Annotated in this window: 14 protein-coding genes and 1 pseudogene; 5 read left to right on the top strand and 10 right to left on the bottom strand. The window is 41.9% G+C overall.

Going from position 1 to position 15,956, the window contains the following annotated elements; translation table 11 throughout:
* The first annotated feature begins 1 nt into the window (after nt 1).
* Nucleotides 2–529: a GNAT family N-acetyltransferase gene (locus tag ACSLUR_RS13800; RefSeq protein ID WP_448555463.1), complete on the top strand. Its 528-nt coding sequence runs from the start codon at nt 2–4 to the stop codon at nt 527–529.
* A gap of 37 nt (nt 530–566) precedes the next feature.
* On the opposite strand, the gene ACSLUR_RS13795 is transcribed toward ACSLUR_RS13800, so the two are convergent.
* Together ACSLUR_RS13795 and ACSLUR_RS13790 are read right to left on the bottom strand one after the other, a co-directional pair.
* Nucleotides 567–1,103 carry a DUF924 family protein gene (locus ACSLUR_RS13795; protein WP_448555461.1) on the bottom strand — a complete coding sequence of 179 codons (537 nt, stop codon included), beginning with the start codon at nt 1,101–1,103 and terminating at the stop codon, nt 567–569.
* Nucleotides 1,104–1,121: 18 nt separating this feature from the next.
* Entirely contained in the window at nt 1,122–2,999 is a 1,878-nt protein-coding gene (locus tag ACSLUR_RS13790; protein ID WP_448555459.1) for a winged helix-turn-helix domain-containing protein, read from the bottom strand.
* 157 nt (nt 3,000–3,156) lie between these two features.
* On the opposite strand from ACSLUR_RS13790, the gene ACSLUR_RS13785 reads away from it, so the two are divergent.
* Nucleotides 3,157–3,942 (top strand): sterol desaturase family protein, encoded by a 786-nt coding sequence (locus tag ACSLUR_RS13785; protein WP_448555457.1) that lies wholly within the window; start codon nt 3,157–3,159, stop codon nt 3,940–3,942.
* A gap of 115 nt (nt 3,943–4,057) precedes the next feature.
* On the opposite strand, the gene ACSLUR_RS13780 is transcribed toward ACSLUR_RS13785, so the two are convergent.
* From ACSLUR_RS13780 to ACSLUR_RS13745, 8 genes and pseudogenes are all read right to left on the bottom strand, one after another.
* On the bottom strand, nt 4,058–5,092 hold the full coding sequence (locus ACSLUR_RS13780; protein ID WP_448555455.1) for a Leu/Phe/Val dehydrogenase: 1,035 nt from the start codon (nt 5,090–5,092) through the stop codon (nt 4,058–4,060).
* A 227-nt stretch (nt 5,093–5,319) separates the two neighbouring features.
* Nucleotides 5,320–5,736: a GNAT family N-acetyltransferase gene (locus tag ACSLUR_RS13775; RefSeq protein WP_181901456.1), complete on the bottom strand. Its 417-nt coding sequence runs from the start codon at nt 5,734–5,736 to the stop codon at nt 5,320–5,322.
* Between the two features lie 49 nt (nt 5,737–5,785).
* Nucleotides 5,786–6,946: a cupin domain-containing protein gene (locus ACSLUR_RS13770; RefSeq protein ID WP_448555452.1), complete on the bottom strand. Its 1,161-nt coding sequence runs from the start codon at nt 6,944–6,946 to the stop codon at nt 5,786–5,788.
* Between the two features lie 143 nt (nt 6,947–7,089).
* A complete protein-coding gene (gene purB / locus ACSLUR_RS13765) occupies nt 7,090–8,457 on the bottom strand; it encodes an adenylosuccinate lyase (protein WP_116000163.1) in 1,368 nt (455 codons plus the stop codon).
* 100 nt (nt 8,458–8,557) lie between these two features.
* Entirely contained in the window at nt 8,558–9,175 is a 618-nt protein-coding gene (gene hflD / locus ACSLUR_RS13760; RefSeq protein ID WP_448555450.1) for a high frequency lysogenization protein HflD, read from the bottom strand.
* Between the two features lie 5 nt (nt 9,176–9,180).
* Entirely contained in the window at nt 9,181–10,338 is a 1,158-nt protein-coding gene (gene mnmA, locus ACSLUR_RS13755; protein ID WP_448555448.1) for a tRNA 2-thiouridine(34) synthase MnmA, read from the bottom strand.
* A gap of 90 nt (nt 10,339–10,428) precedes the next feature.
* Entirely contained in the window at nt 10,429–10,929 is a 501-nt protein-coding gene (locus ACSLUR_RS13750) for an NUDIX hydrolase (protein WP_448555446.1), read from the bottom strand.
* Between the two features lie 227 nt (nt 10,930–11,156).
* Nucleotides 11,157–11,774 (bottom strand): annotated as a pseudogene (locus ACSLUR_RS13745) (rRNA large subunit pseudouridine synthase E); the annotation flags it as partial.
* Nucleotides 11,775–11,925: 151 nt separating this feature from the next.
* Here ACSLUR_RS13745 and ACSLUR_RS13740 point away from each other — a divergent pair.
* The 3 genes from ACSLUR_RS13740 to ACSLUR_RS13730 all read left to right on the top strand — a co-directional run bounded on the left by ACSLUR_RS13740 (nt 11,926) and on the right by ACSLUR_RS13730 (nt 15,812).
* Nucleotides 11,926–14,157 (top strand): NADP-dependent isocitrate dehydrogenase, encoded by a 2,232-nt coding sequence (locus ACSLUR_RS13740; protein ID WP_448555444.1) that lies wholly within the window; start codon nt 11,926–11,928, stop codon nt 14,155–14,157.
* A 209-nt stretch (nt 14,158–14,366) separates the two neighbouring features.
* Nucleotides 14,367–15,005 carry a LysE family transporter gene (locus tag ACSLUR_RS13735; RefSeq protein ID WP_448555442.1) on the top strand — a complete coding sequence of 213 codons (639 nt, stop codon included), beginning with the start codon at nt 14,367–14,369 and terminating at the stop codon, nt 15,003–15,005.
* Between the two features lie 99 nt (nt 15,006–15,104).
* Nucleotides 15,105–15,812 (top strand): SGNH/GDSL hydrolase family protein, encoded by a 708-nt coding sequence (locus ACSLUR_RS13730; protein ID WP_448555440.1) that lies wholly within the window; start codon nt 15,105–15,107, stop codon nt 15,810–15,812.
* The last annotated feature ends 144 nt before the right edge of the window (nt 15,813–15,956 follow it).

The following is a 15,956-nucleotide window of genomic DNA, read 5'->3' as shown; positions in this document are numbered from 1 at the left end:
CATGGAAGTCAAACTTATATCAGTACGTGATGCACAGGCAATCTCTGAATATTACGCTAATAATCACCTACACCTAGGTAAATGGGAACCGCTTAGGCTGGATGGCTACCACGCTATTAGTGCATGGAAAAGTAGACTAGTTACCATGGAAAAGGAACAAAGAGAGGGGCGAACAGCATTTTTTGTTTCTTATAGCCCAGAAACTTCAAAAATCATAGCGACTTGTGTTCTCTCCAATATTGTTAGAGGACCGTTTCAAGCGTGCAATATGGGGTACTCTATCGCCAGAGAATTTGAAGGGATGGGGTTAATGAAAGCGCTCTGTGAGTACGTTATCGCCTATGCGTTTGATGAGTTGGGATTGAATAGAGTAATGGCTAACTATATGCCCAATAATACTAGGTCAGAAAAGTTGTTGTCTGGCCTTGGTTTTGAGATAGAAGGCAAAGCCAAAAACTACTTAAAAATTAATGGGCGATGGGAAGATCACATTCTTACATCGCTGTTGAACCCCAGTAATATTGGGTAGTGAAGCGTGCGAGTTACGATAAGTCGCTAAAACAACATTAAAAACTACTATTAGGCTGAGTAAGAAACTCAATTTCTTCCGGTGTAGATGCTCGGCCCAGTATTTTATTTCGATGTGGGTAGCGACCAAATCGGTCGATAATTGCTTTGTGTTGCTGCTCAAATTTTAAATTATTTTCGTTGCCTAAAGCGGTGTATAGCTTTAATGCTTCTTGGTGGATAAACTTAGATTCAGAGTGCATAAACGGCATATACAAAAAGCTTCGTTGTTCAGCCGTAAGTTCATTATCAAAGCCTTTTTCTATGGCATGTTGTGCAAGCGCTAAAGCCAAATTATCACAGGCAAAGGCTTGAGGGGTATCGCGATAGATATTGCGAGAAAACTGATCGAGTACAATCACTTCTGCTAGCGCGCCTTCGGCGTTATCTCGCCAAGCAAATAATTCACCGACACTAACTTGTTTATGCAAGTCTGCAAAACGTTTTTCAATTGTGGCATCAAGTTCTGCGTCTTTTTGCCACCACTGTTTTGGAGTTAGCTCTTGAAACCAAAAATCGATGACTTTTTTAAACATATTAGGGCCTTTATATGATTATCCTCTAGGGTAATTTTTTATTGCTATGTCACTTAATCCGACTTTATCAAGTAGCGCTAGATATCTAAAGTCGCCTCTTACAGACGCTAAGCGTGGATCATTACGTATAAAAACGAGGCAATTTGAACGATACTCAACAGCTTCTTGTAGTAGCTCAAATGCTTTGTCGAGTTGTTCAAGTTGTATGTAAACAATGGCCGACTCATAGGGGCAAACATAGGCTTTACTTTGATTTGCTTCGGTTAACAAGGACAAAGCACGTTGTTCATCACCCATGGCAGCAAAAGACTGTGCCAAGAAAACCAGTGACAATGGCGAACGATTGCTTAGTTTCACGCCTTTTTGCGCAAGTTTGATGCTTTGTTGGTAATTTCCATTGATGTACAAAGCAACTGCTTGGCTAAGTTTTGGTGAGGGCATATTAGGATGTAGTTTAATTTTTTCTTCGCCCCAATGAATGGCTTCTTCCAGTTCGCCTAGCATCATTAGCGACCATGCTCCCCATTCAGCCAGTTCTTCATTTAACGGGTCAAGAGCATCTGCTTTTGCCAGCGACTGTTTTGTTAGCTTTACTTCACCAAGTGCCGAAAAATATAAAGCAAAGCCAAGTTCAGTTAGCATTATGTCTTGACGACGAAGTTTAGCTTCCGTTAGAACTTTCCATGCATCTGTCCAAAGCCAAGTATGCACGTAAGCAAGACCAAGTGAAGAGCGGGCGATGGCTGAATCAGGGCTAATTTTCAAAAGCTCTACGGTCGATGTAACGACATGAGGCAAAACATCTTTAGGTTTTTCGTACAGTGTCATGATTGCTCGATAAGCATTAGATTTGGCGAGGTAAGCGGCTTCAAAAGCTGCGTCTAATGCAATTGCTTGAGAAAAATATTCTATCGATTTAATCATCGTTTCATGAGTCATCTTTGAAAACAGGTATTGTCCTTCAACATAAAGTTTATAAGCGTCGGTACTTGTGGTGGGAAGTTCAGCTAACTGAGCTTTTTCAGATTCATTCATCAACACCTTAAGCGAAGAGGAAACCGCCGTTGCAACTGCTTCTTGTAGCTGAAAACTGTTGAGTTTATCCAACGTTAATTGATAGCTGCCATCCCAGATAACATTGCCTCGGTTTAAATGCTCAAGCTCTGTATTGATTTGAATCGTCCCCGATTTATCAACGGCTACTATACCGTCTAGCACGTAGTCAATATTGGGAAGCCGTTGACTAATAAAGTCGCGAGTCTTATTAGCTTTGAAGGCAAAAGATGACGGTGGCGGCACAACCTTTAAACCGGAAATTTTTCTAAGCGATTGAATTATTTCTCGCGTAATTTGATCAGCAAATGGGGATAAATGATTGGGGATGTCACCCGAAACTGAAAAAGGCACTACCAGAATATAGGGCCTGCTATCGTGTTCGGAATAAAAGCCAGCTCCCCAATTTATCAAAAATACGAGACCCAACAAAAGTAGGAAAAATAGGAGTGTTTTCTTATTGCTTAATGAAAATAGTAATGTGTGCGGAACTCCCTTTGGCGGACTAGGCTCAGGTTCTTGATTCTCTGCTTTGATTTCATTGACAGGGCAAATAAATTGGTAACCACGTGAGCGAACAGTTTTGATCACAGATTGACGTTCTGCGTCGTCGTTAACCAGCTTACGAATATTTTTAATATGGTTGCTCAAGCTGGTGTCTGAGACGATTCGACCATGCCAAACCTGTTCAAACAGTTCATCTCTGGATATCAAACGATCACGATTTCTTAGCAAGTACAGCAATAAATCAAAAACTTTTGGCTCAACTGATTGTTGTTGACCACGCACTTTAATAACAAAATGCGTAGCGTCAACTTCAATGTCATTGAACCTGTATTTCATTAGATATCCCTGTATTCCCGTCATATTAGCTAATCGTTAGCAAAATATTACCGAGATCTTATGTTTGCCAAGCGATTTCATCGCAGACTTCCTGTTACTCAAATAAGTGCAAATAAACTCAAATAGATGCAATAAACGCAAAAAAAGGAGATCGACAATGCCATCACCACTAGAAGTGTTAATCGACCCTGTAACTATAGGTCAACTCACTATTTATGCGGTGCTTATTACGGTAGAAGTACTATGGCCTGCTCGTCAGCTAGCTAGGGTTCGGGGCTGGTACATCAAAACTGCAGGGTTTTTCATACTTTACTTGTATCTCGCAACTTATCTTCCCTTGTTGTGGGATCCCTATTTAGTTAATTATCAGCTAGTTAGTTTGGAGTCTGTGCATCCGATTATCTCAATTTTTCTTGCACTGTTTGTTTTTGAGCTTTTAGTTTACCTATGGCATAGAGCAATACATAAGTCCGGAGTACTTTGGTGCGTGTTTCATCAGATGCATCACAGTGCAGAGCGTGTAGATACGTTTAGCGCGTTTTATTTTAGTCCATTAGACATGATAGGTTTCACTTTAGTGGGCAGTTTTACGTTAACCATTGGCGTGGGGTTGGCGCCTGAAGCAATCACTTGGTTTTTGTTTATCACAATGTTTTTGGTTGTTTTTCAACATACCAATATTAAAACGCCTCAGTGGCTAGGTTATTTTATTCAGCGGCCAGAGAGTCACTCTGTTCATCATCGTCGTGGCGTGCATGCTCACAACTATTCAGATTTACCAATAATTGACATTATCTTCGGTACTTTCAACAACCCAAGAAATTTCGTTGAAGAAGTTGGCTTTTACAAAGGCGCTTCAAAAAGAGTAGGAGATATGCTTATGTTTCGAGATATTACGAGCGAAAAGCTAGATTCAGAAAACGTCAAAACCACCCTTCTATAACGTGAATATAACGCGAAGGGTGATTAGTGAGACTATGGGAGAGAAGTTACTCTATTCCTTTGGTGATAATTACTTTTTGCCTTTAGCGATAGCTGCTTACCGCCTTTAGCGATAACTATTTACCACCCTTAGCGATAATTTCGCGAGCAATCTCATCGGCTACCATACCGGTTGGTTTGCCCGTAGATGCTGCCTTGGTGAAAACATCTAACAAAGTATCGTAGATTTCTTCAACTTTTTGAGTGGCTTTATCGGGGCAGTAATCATCTTCAAATGAGATATTGATAATGCCACCAGCGTTAATCACGTAATCTGGAGCGTATAAAATACCGCGATCAACCAAAGCTTGATCGTGTTTTGGTGTAGCTAACTGGTTGTTGGCACAGCCACCGATGATTTTGGCTTTAATACGATCAATTGTTGTGTCGTTGATTGTCGCACCTAGGGCACAAGGGGCGTAAATATCGCAGTCCACATCGTAAATATCATTTAGGCCCACCGCTTGTGCGCCAAATTCTGCTTGTGCTTTATTGACGGCTTCTTGATTGATGTCGGTAACTATCAATTTTGCGCCAGCGTTATGTAGGTGTTCACATAAGTAATAACCAACGCTACCTAAGCCTTGTACAGCAACGGTTAAGTCAGTTAGATCATCTCGGTTAAATTTGTGTTTTACCGCCGCTTTTAGGCCTAAAAATGTGCCTAATGCGGTAAAAGGGGCTGGGTTGCCACTTTTGCCTTCTACACCAGCAACAAACTCTGTTTCGGTATTGGCAATAGCAATATCGCCCGTGGTGATGTTGACGTCTTCAGCGCTGATATAGCGACCCGCTAAGCCATTAAGTGCTCGGCCAAAGGCTTTAAACAAGGCTTCAGATTTAATTTTACTAGCATCGCCAATAATTACTGACTTACCACCACCCATCGCAAGGCCGGCCATGGCATTTTTATAGGTCATGCCTTTAGATAAACGAAGTACGTCAACTAGTGCTTCTTCATCGGTAGTGTAATCCCACATTCGACAGCCTCCAACTGCGGCACCTAGGGCTGTGCTATGAACAGCGATAATTGCTTTTAACCCACTTTTCTCGTCACTACAAAATACGACTTGTTCGTGGTTGTCAAAATCTACTAAATCGAAAAACGCCACACTATTTCTCCATGAAATCAAGGCGAAAGCTGTTTGCTTAGCGCACTTGTGATTGCGAAAGTGTCGCGAACATTATCACTTACGTAAACGTCACGCTATATGCTGTGATTAATTAGTCTGAAAAGAGGTGTTAAAAATTGAATACAAGCTCGGCTCAGCTCAGAAAATGCGCGCTTTGTACGAAAATTATCGCGTTGGTTAAATAGGCTTTTTGAAACTAATATAAACTAGTGACTGAGGTAGCACTTTTTGACTGCTGCATCCATTGTCGCGCAGGCCATTTGCTGTTTGGGTAAACCTGCTTCCATAAACACAGCGCCAACAGGATAGAAGTCATGTTTAACAAAATAATCTACCGCATCCAGCGGACTATGAATAAATACTTGTTTGAGGTTGAGATCTTTAGCAACTCGCAATAAACCCGCTAGCACTAACTTATCTAGTTTTTGTTTACGATGTTCTTTAATAACAGCGATACGACCTATCTGGCCTGATGGAAGGATGCGACCAGTGGCGACGGGCTCTTGGCTGATATCGTCGCACACCAGCATATGAATTGCTTTTCGGTCTTTACGATCAAATTCGACGCGTTTAGGTATGCGGTGCTCACAAATAAAAACCCGCTCTCGAACAGTTTTTAACAAGGGAGCGGCATGCTCCCACGGAACTCTACATACACTGTATTGCATACGATTAATCGATATACCAGTACCCCATATTTAACACTTTAGTTAACATTTGTATGTTATTCAAACAGTGTGTGAAACTTTCTAACTGTTTTGTAGCCAAAGCGACATTTTTTGCCAATAGCTGACCTAATTCGCTTGTTTGCTGCGTTAATGAAATCCGATCACCATTAATATACAAGTCACCGTTTTGTTCGTTGATTAGCGCTTTAACACCTAACACAGGGCGAACAAAAATTTCAGGATCTGCTAGATAACCTTTAACCGCTTCTTCGGTAAATGGCTCCATTGGGATCAGCACTTCCAATGCATGATGGCTACGAGTGGTAAAGGTGGCAATCATATCGCTAAACAAATCGATATCACCGGTTTGCGTTAACATAAATTTTTGCAGTTTTTTAATATCTTCAGCGGCAAGTAACTCTGGTTGGCTGGTGACAGTGCGATCCGGATCGTTAAAACGGTGTTCGGCTAATTGCTTATCAATGACTGCATCCGCTAGCGCTGAAATCATGTCTTGGCCACTAGGTGCTTGAAAGCCTACGGAGTAGTTCAATGAATTGTCTATGGAAACACCGTCATGTGGGTGATTCGGTGGAATATATAAAATATCGCCAGGTTCGGTAATAGCATCAATCACAGGCTCAAATGGTGATACTTGTTTTAAGTCTTCATGAGGCAATAACTGTGCTAACGAATCGTCAGGTAAACCCACTTGCCAACGTCTTTTCCCCTCACCTTGGGTGATAAAGACATCGTATTGATCTAAATGAGGGCCTACGCCGCCGCCGGGTGTGGAAAAGCTGACCATGACATCGTCGATGCGCCAGCTCGGTAAAAACTTGAATGGTTCTAGCATTTGAGCGGTAGTTTCAGACCAGTTGTTTACCGCTTGCACTAGTAGAGTCCAGTTTTCTTCACCGAACTCGCTAAAATCTTCGAATGGCCCGTGTTTGACTTGCCAGTTAGTCGGTTCACCACTCTCAGAACCATCATTGGCGATAATACGTGATTCTAACTCTTGCTCCATGGCAAGGCCGGCTAGTTCATCGGCAGAAATTGGATCTTGGAAGGCTTGAAAACCACCTTTGATCAGAAGTGGCTTTTTTTGCCAATATTCGGCAAGAAATAGTTCGGGGGTTAAATCGCCCCAATTAATGGTGTACATAATCTTTGTCTCTGGTTTCTTGCATACTGAGCTCTAGTGATAACTCAGTTTCGCAAACAAAAAAGAAGACCTAAGCCTTCTTTTTGTATCTTTAATTTCCGTTAGCAATTTCTGACCATAGCCTATTGGCTAACAGTCATCAGCTATAATTCGTCGATAAAGGCAACAGCGCGGCCAATATAAGTTGCCGGTGTTAGCTCAGCAAGCTCTGCCTTAGCTGCTTCTGGCATATCAAGATTAGCTACAAACTCGCGCATTACTTCAGCGTTTACGCGCTTACCACGAGTTAACTCTTTTAGTTTTTCATAAGGCTTTTCAATACCGTAACGACGCATTACCGTTTGAATTGGCTCAGCTAAAAGTTCCCAGTTTTGATCTAGTTCATCTGCTAATGATTTTTCATTCACTTCTAACTTGCTGATACCTTTTAGTGTCGCTGCGTAGGCAATTAGAGCATGACCAAAACCAACACCTAAGTTACGAAGTACAGTAGAGTCCGTTAAATCACGTTGCCAGCGCGAAACTGGAAGCTTTTGTGCAAGGTGAGCAAATAACGCATTAGCAATGCCTAAGTTACCTTCTGAGTTTTCAAAATCGATTGGATTAACTTTGTGCGGCATGGTTGATGAACCAATTTCACCCGCAACGGTTTTTTGCTTAAAGTGACCAAGAGCGATGTATGCCCAAATGTCGCGATCGAAGTCGATCAAAATTGTGTTAAAACGCGCTACCGCATCAAACAGCTCTGCAATGTAATCGTGCGGCTCAATTTGGGTAGTAAAAGCATTCCACGTAACACCTAATGACGTGACAAATTCATTTGAGAAGTTGTGCCAGTCCAGGTTAGGGTAGGCAGAAAGGTGAGCGTTGTAGTTACCTACAGCACCGTTGATTTTACCTAATAACTCAACTTGAGCAATTTGCTCGCGTTGGCGTTTTAAACGAATGTAAACATTCGCCATTTCTTTACCCATAGTGGTAGGTGACGCAGGTTGACCATGCGTGCGCGCCATCATAGGAATAGTTTTGTACTCTACAGCCAATGCTTTAACCGCTGCTAAGATTTCATCTACAACAGGTAATAACACTTGTTCACGACATTCTTTAAGCATTAATGCGTGTGACAGATTGTTGATATCTTCTGAGGTACAAGCAAAGTGAATAAACTCTGTGACAGCGTTTAGCTCAGCATTGTCAGCAATTTTTTCTTTTAAGAAGTACTCAACTGCTTTTACATCGTGGTTGGTGGTTGCTTCAATGGTTTTAACGCGTAGTGCATCTTCTTCGCTAAAGTTAGCAACGATGGCGTCAAGCACTGCATTTGCTTCGTCGGAAAATGCAGGAACTTCCGTGATGTCAGCAGTGGCTGCTAACTTTTGTAACCAACGTACTTCGACGGTAACGCGGTATTTGATTAGGCCAAACTCACTGAAAATAGGGCGTAAGGCTTTGGTTTTGCTGCCGTAACGACCATCAACCGGTGAAATTGCTGTTAATGCTGAAAGTTCCATAGTTTTTTCCTACAACAAATGTTTTGGTTTGTTATTAATTAAGTGTGAACGTTAAAAACTTTTCTTGGCGAAATTTATTCTAGTTAATGAATTTACGTGCCTAGTAAATTTCGCCTAATAATTGCTCTGCTTGTGCCAGTATTTTAGTGCGTGAAAACAAAATATTGCGGCGTTTACCGCCTACTTGTCGCCATAAAACAGCGCTACGAATACCTGCTAACAGTAATGCTCGGATTTTATGCTGATTGCTTTCCTGCTTTAATATAGCAGGTTCACCTGCTACCTGAATGCGCGCACCTAGCGGGCTAATAATATCGCTGTAAATGCTAGCAAAGCTGCTTAGTAAGGTATTGCTGTCAACGTCGTAGTGACCACTTTGACGCTTGGCTTGGTCGATACGCTCGCCCAACACGCCAAGTTGTTTGCGGTTTTTAGTTAAACGACGTTCCAGGTTTAACAAGCTAACAATATAGCGGGTTAATTCAGGGTCTTTTTGTTTAGTTTGATCGCCAAGATGGCTGACTAATACCTGTAACCCCGGTTTTATGTTGGCTAAGTTACCGCCATATACCGCTAGTGTATTTTCAGGCGAGGTATTGGTAATGCCGCTTAGCATCATGCCAAGCTGTTGCTCGTCAATTTCCCCTTGACGCGCAAGTTTTTGTACCATGCTGGCTATCTGGCAGATAGCAGCAAAGGTGATAGTTTGATCTCTCATACAGCTTATCGAATTAGTGTATTAATTATGCCGCCACCTAAGCACACTTCGTCTTGGTAAAACACCACTGACTGGCCCGGTGTTACTGAGCTTTGTTGCTCATCGAATAGAATTTCGTACTCGTCATTTTCAAGTGGTGTTACTGTGCAGATTACATCTTGCTGGCGGTAACGTGTTTTGACTGTGCATTTAAATGGTGCTGTGATCTCATTGCGATCCACCCAATGCAGTTGATTAGCAATTAAGCCTTTAGAAAATAGGCGAGGATGATTATGGCCTTGACCCACAATCAGCACGTTGCGTTTTAAATCTTTGTCTACCACATACCAAGGCTCATCACCGGCATTGGCCAAACCTCCAATGCGTAAGCCTTTGCGTTGACCTAACGTGTGGTACATTAAACCGTCATGATCGCCAATCACTTCACCTTCGGCAGATTCAATTTTTCCTGGCTGAGCGGGTAAGAATTTTTGCAAGAAATCTTTAAATTTGCGTTCGCCAATAAAACAGATACCCGTGCTGTCTTTCTTGTTGTGAGTAATCAAATCAGCTTTTTCTGCGATAGCGCGTACTTCAGGCTTTTCAATATGACCCACTGGGAATAGCGTTTGACCTACTTGCTTATGGCTTAATGTGTATAAAAAGTAGCTTTGATCTTTGTTGTTATCTAAGCCGCGGATCATATGCCATTTGCCTTCACCGCTCGCGTCTTCGCGATATTCGCGCTGTACGTAGTGACCTGTGGCAATGTAATCAGCGCCTAAGTCTTCGCAAGCAAATTCTAAAAAGGCTTTAAACTTAATTTCTTTGTTACACATGATGTCTGGGTTAGGAGTACGACCTGCTTTGTATTCAGCAAGGAAATATTCAAATACGTTGTCCCAGTACTCAGTGGCAAAGTTGATGGTGTGTAACTTGATGCCAAGCTTGTCACATACAGCTTGTGCATCTTTTAAATCTTCTTCTGCGGCGCAGTATTCGTCGTTGTCGTCTTCTTCCCAATTCTTCATAAACAAGCCTTCAACCTGATAGCCTTGCTGCTGAAGCAAGTAGGCTGATACAGATGAATCGACTCCGCCAGACATACCAACAATAACGCGCGTGTCTTGTGGCGCCTTTGTGTTGGGAGCGATGGCTAATGATGAAGTTGCAATAGATGACATTAATTAATTGACCACGATAGAAAAAAGGCGCCGAATTATAGCATAGGGATTTTTTATAGCATAGAGGCCACAAGTCGCCTCCATTAAGTTTTAAAGGTTAGTTTTTAGCATAGATAGCGATATCTTATTTCCAGCTAAATAGTCTTCAATACATTCAAGTACCATAGGGCTACGTAGCTGGTTTGCTTTGGCTTTAATTTCTTCTAGTGTTAGCCAATGACAAGCGATGATATCGCTGTCTTGCGGTTGGCTGACAGGCCACTTGTTATCTTCTTTAGTTGAGTCTAGATGGGTCAAATTACTTAGCTTGTAGACAAAACAAAAGCGTAAAAAATAAAGGTTTAACTCAGAGCGATGAAAGTAGTAAATGCCAGAAGCATAAGCAGGCTCACCAGTTAATCCCGTCTCTTCCTGTAATTCTCTATTTGCTGCAGCCACCAGATTTTCGTTTGCTTCTAAGTGACCGGCAGGTTGATTAAAAACAGTGTTGCCATTTTCCCTTTCTTCTACCAAGAGAAACTTACCTTGATGGTGGACGATAGCTGCAACAGTCGTATTAGGCTTAAATTGTGTAACGCCGTGGTCATTCATTGATTTAGGTACGCTCTTTTTGTTATTAACTAGTTTTCTTTTGCTTTTGTAGTACGGTCGGGATTATTACTACGTTTTCTCTGTAACTTGCTTGATAAGCTCAACTTATTCTCAGCTTTTCTTTGGCGCGTCTTTGGCTTGCTAGGAGTTATTGTTTTTGTGCTCGTTGTCGCTTTTTTATTCGCCTTTGTACTAGGTGCGTTCATTGAATCTTGTTTGACCAAAATAAACTCACCATTCGCAATATTATCGAGCGTCCATTCGCCAATGGCATAGCGAACTAAGCGCAGTGTTGGGTGACCAATATGTGCGGTCATGCGTCGTACTTGACGGTTTCGACCTTCGGTAATAATAATTTCCAACCAAGTGGTGGGAATATTCTTTCTTTCGCGAATAGGGGGATTACGAGGCCAAATGTTTGGCGCTGAAATAATTTTTACTTTCGCAGGCTTAGTAGGGCCATCGTTGAGTTCCACACCTTGGCGAAGTGCTTTTAGCTTATCTTCAGTGGGTACACCTTCTACTTGTACCCAGTAGGTTTTCGGCGCTTTGAACTTAGGGCTGGCTATTTTATGCTGCAATTGACCGTCGTTAGTGAGTAGCAATAATCCTTCGCTGTCTTTATCTAAACGACCCGCCGCATATACCTCTGGAATAGGGATAAAATCTTTTAATGTTTGTCGATGTTGATCATCGGTAAATTGGCAAAGCACATCATACGGTTTGTTAAATAAGACAATTTTTCGATTTTCATCTGAAATTGGGGATTTTTTCTTTACTGGTCTGACCTTGTTGGAAAGATGACCTTTAGCCCTTGTTCTTGCGTTTGTGTTGAGGCGTGTCAACGTATCTTGCCTTATTAAATTATGGTTAGGTTGAGTGCCTGCTATTTTAAAGTAGTTTGTTTTTAAGTAATATGCGCCATCGAAAAAAATATTTTGTTGCTGAGTTTGTCACGAGCTTGGTGGCACGTTCTTAACGAAACTAGGATATTCAATGAGTAAAGATACATCAAAGATCATTTACACCATTACTGATGAGGCGCCAGCACTTGCGACTCAATCTCTACTACCTATTATTAAAGCTTATACTGCTTCTTCAGGCATCGATGTCGAAACTCGTGATATCTCATTAGCAGGTCGTGTTATTGCTAATTTCCCTAAGTACTTAACTAAAGAGCAACGTATCGGTGATGCGTTAGCAGAGCTTGGCGAACTAGCGAAAACACCGGAAGCAAACATTATTAAGTTGCCAAACATTAGTGCGTCAATTCCACAATTACAGGCAACGATTAAAGAATTACAAGCGAAAGGTTACAACTTACCAGATTACCCAGAAGAGCCACAAAGTGAAGCGGAAGAGTCAATTAAATTGACTTACGCCAAAGTACTTGGCTCTGCAGTAAACCCTGTACTTCGCGAAGGTAACTCAGATCGCCGCGCACCGGGCTCAGTAAAGCAATACGCGAAAAACAACCCACACTCAATGGGCGCTTGGTCAAGTGAGTCAAAATCTCACGTTGCGCATATGGATGCGGGTGATTTCTACGGTAGTGAAAAATCAACAACAATCAATGGCGCGACTCACGCAAACATTGAATTTGTTGCTGAAAATGGCGACGTCACCTTATTAAAAGAGCATATCGCCCTTGAAGACAAAGAAGTGATTGACGCGTCAGTGATGAACGCAAAAGCACTTGTTGCTTTCTTCGAGCAAGAAATCGAAAAAGCACAAAAAGAAGATGTGTTGTTCTCTTTGCATATGAAAGCAACCATGATGAAGGTTTCTGACCCTATCATCTTCGGTCACTGTGTTAAGGTTTACTACAAAGCGGTATTTGAAAAACACGCTGCAGTATTTGACCAATTAGGTGTTGATGCTAACAATGGTATTGGCGATGTTTACGCGAAAATCGGTCGTTTACCTGCTGAAAAGCAAGCTGAGATTGAAGCTGACTTGCAAGCGGTATACGAAACTCGCCCACCAATGGCGATGGTTGACTCAGATCGCGGCATCACTAACTTGCACGTACCAAGCGATATTATTATCGATGCGTCTATGCCAGCAGCACTGCGTGCATCTGGCCAAATGTGGGGTCCAGACGGTAAGCAAAAAGATACTAAGTTTACTATCCCAGATCGTAACTACGCAGGTGTATACCAAGCAGTAGTTGATTTCTGCCGTGAAAATGGCGCATTTGATCCTACAACTATGGGTACCGTACCAAACGTTGGTCTAATGGCTAAAAAAGCGGAAGAGTACGGCTCACATGACAAAACTTTCACAGCGGCAGCAAACGGCACCATTCGTGTTGTAGACGCAGCAGGTCACGTATTACTTGAGCAAGCTGTGGAAGCGGGTGATATTTTCCGTATGTGTCAGGCGAAAGACGCACCAATTCAAGATTGGGTGAAACTAGCGGTTAATCGTTCACGCTTATCTGGTATGCCAGCAGTATTCTGGTTAGATGAAAACCGTGCACACGATGCTGAGTTAATTAAAAAAGTAAATCAGTACTTGCCAGAGCACGACACTGACGGTTTAGATATTCGTATTCTTGCACCAGTTGATGCGTGTCAGTTCTCGTTAGAGCGCATGAAAAAAGGCGAAGATACCATTTCTGTGACGGGTAACGTGTTACGCGATTACTTAACTGACTTGTTCCCAATTTTAGAGTTAGGTACATCAGCTAAGATGCTATCTATCGTACCACTTATGAACGGTGGTGGACTATTTGAAACGGGCGCTGGTGGTTCAGCACCTAAGCACGTACAGCAGTTTGAAAAAGAAAACCACTTACGTTGGGATTCTTTAGGTGAGTTCTTAGCACTAGCAGCGTCATTAGAGCACTTAGCAAACTTTGCCGGTAATGCCAAAGCACAAGTACTTGCTGATACCTTAGATGCGGCAACAGCAAAATTCTTGCAAGAGAATAAATCACCATCGCGTCGCGTTAACGAGCTTGATAACCGTGGTTCTCACTTCTACCTAGCAACTTACTGGGCAGAAGCACTTGCTGCGCAAGGTAAAGATGCTGAGCTAGCCAAAGCCTTTGGCCCAGTAGCACAAGCATTAACCAAGCAAGAAGAGAAAATTGTTGCTGAGTTAAATGACGCACAAGGCGTTGCTATGGACATTGGTGGTTACTACTTCCCGAACGAAGCGCAAGCATCAAACGCTATGCGTCCAAGCGAAACGTTAAACACTATTTTATCGACACTGCTATAAACCTTAGCGATTAAATGCGATAAATAGTGCGTTTCAACGCAAAATTGACTAAGCCCGCTCAAAGCGGGCTTTTTTATGCATGTAGCAAGTGATATCAGTCATTAATGAGCTTGACAACTTACCGTAATCGTATGTTAATCAAACTCTACTGATTTACTTTCTAACGTGTGCATTCCATTCTTGCAATGCTAGGCAAAAAGGAGTTTTAGATGGGTTTATTTGAGGGCTTGTTGTTAATTACCACGATTCATTTATTAGCTGCGGCATCTCCAGGGCCAGATTTTGTCTTGGTATCACAGCAAACATTAGCGCATGGTAAAAAAACTGGTCTACTTTGCAGTTTAGGAATTGCACTGGGGCTGGCCGTGCATATCGTTTATTCCTCGCTAGGGTTAGCTGCAATTATCGCCAACTCTGAAACGATTTTATGGGGCATTAAGCTGCTTGGTGGCAGCTATTTAATTTATCTTGGTATTCAGGGGCTAAAGGCTAAACAAACCAATGTAATAGATGCTAGTGCATTAAGTACGGAAGTTTCTCCCCAGTTATCTAACAGTAAAACCCTTGCTAAAGGTTTTCTGTGTAATGCGTTAAATCCGAAAGCGCCGATTTATTTTGTTGCTTTGTTCACTATGGTGTTATCGCCCACAATGCCCTTGTATCAATTGGCGATTTACGGTGCTTGGATGATGATCTTGCAGTTTGCTTGGTTTGCGACTGTTGTAATCTTGCTTAGCCGCCCAAGAATAAATAAACAGTTTCAACAATTTGGTCACTGGTTAGACAGAGTATTAGGTGGTGCGATGTTGCTGATGGGGATCAAAGTTATTACCAGTAAAATCAATTAACGAATTCTGGCTGAATGGTTGTTTGCTGCTATGTATTGCTCCTGGTTTAATTCTTGGTTTTTTAAGTGCACCTATACGCTGATCACTGCTCCAATTTGGATGATTCAGGGGGTAGGAACTAAACGCTCTGCTATTCGACTCCCTGAAGCACAAGGTGAGCGCAAATTTGTTGTTGGCAAGCGTAATCATCAAGATAAAACTGCGGCGGCTGAAAAGCCAATTAAGATCACGGTTATTGGTGATTCGGTTGCTGCTGGTGTTGGGATAACATCAATTAAAGATGCTTTGGCAGGACAGCTGGCAGCTGAGCTTAATTCCAGATTCGATGTAGAGGTTAAATTAGCTGTGTTAGCAAAATCGGGCGATAAAATAGCTGATTTACATTCCGCTATACGCAATGAAATTGCAGAAGTTGCCGACTATGTCGTTATTTCCATTGGTGTTAATGATGCAAAAGGGTTTACATCAAGCCGAAAATGGTCACAACAGCTTAATGAATTGATGACGTTAATCGAGCACAAGTATCAACCTCAACAAACTTTATTACTAGCAATACCGCCGCTTGAATGTTTTCCTCTATTAAAAAAGCCACTTGCGAGTATTTTAGGTTTTCGTAGCAGCCGTCTTAATGATGCGACCAACAAACTCCTACAATTAGCTCCTGAGCGTTTCAGTCTTGTTAATTACGAGCTAATTCCTGATGAAAAGTACTTTACGGCCGATGGATTTCATCCAAACGAAACAGCTAGCCTAGCTATCGCTAAGGCGATTGTAAACCAATATTTAATTAACAAAAAAGTTCGCTAAATAATTATCAAATAACAGAGTTTTTTGCTTGGTTTATTGCCAATGGGTAGTTATTCTTAAGTTGAGCCTAAGGCGAGTTTACCGATGTGGATTCTTTATTGGAATATAGTGCTTTATATCATTCATGTGATTTATATTGGTTAT

It is taken from the genome of Thalassotalea montiporae (genome assembly GCF_053485855.1).
This window is presented reverse-complemented; position numbering and strand designations above follow the sequence as displayed.

Coding starts and splice junctions, on each gene's coding strand:
- ACSLUR_RS13800 (WP_448555463.1), top strand. CDS start 2: ATGGAAGTCAAACTTATATCAGTACGTGATGCACAGGCAATCTCTGAA.
- ACSLUR_RS13795 (WP_448555461.1), bottom strand. CDS start 1,103: ATGTTTAAAAAAGTCATCGATTTTTGGTTTCAAGAGCTAACTCCAAAA.
- ACSLUR_RS13790 (WP_448555459.1), bottom strand. CDS start 2,999: ATGAAATACAGGTTCAATGACATTGAAGTTGACGCTACGCATTTTGTT.
- ACSLUR_RS13785 (WP_448555457.1), top strand. CDS start 3,157: ATGCCATCACCACTAGAAGTGTTAATCGACCCTGTAACTATAGGTCAA.
- ACSLUR_RS13770 (WP_448555452.1), bottom strand. CDS start 6,946: ATGTACACCATTAATTGGGGCGATTTAACCCCCGAACTATTTCTTGCC.
- purB (WP_116000163.1), bottom strand. CDS start 8,457: ATGGAACTTTCAGCATTAACAGCAATTTCACCGGTTGATGGTCGTTAC.
- hflD (WP_448555450.1), bottom strand. CDS start 9,175: ATGAGAGATCAAACTATCACCTTTGCTGCTATCTGCCAGATAGCCAGC.
- mnmA (WP_448555448.1), bottom strand. CDS start 10,338: ATGTCATCTATTGCAACTTCATCATTAGCCATCGCTCCCAACACAAAG.
- ACSLUR_RS13750 (WP_448555446.1), bottom strand. CDS start 10,929: ATGAATGACCACGGCGTTACACAATTTAAGCCTAATACGACTGTTGCA.
- ACSLUR_RS13740 (WP_448555444.1), top strand. CDS start 11,926: ATGAGTAAAGATACATCAAAGATCATTTACACCATTACTGATGAGGCG.
- ACSLUR_RS13735 (WP_448555442.1), top strand. CDS start 14,367: ATGGGTTTATTTGAGGGCTTGTTGTTAATTACCACGATTCATTTATTA.
- ACSLUR_RS13730 (WP_448555440.1), top strand. CDS start 15,105: ATGATTCAGGGGGTAGGAACTAAACGCTCTGCTATTCGACTCCCTGAA.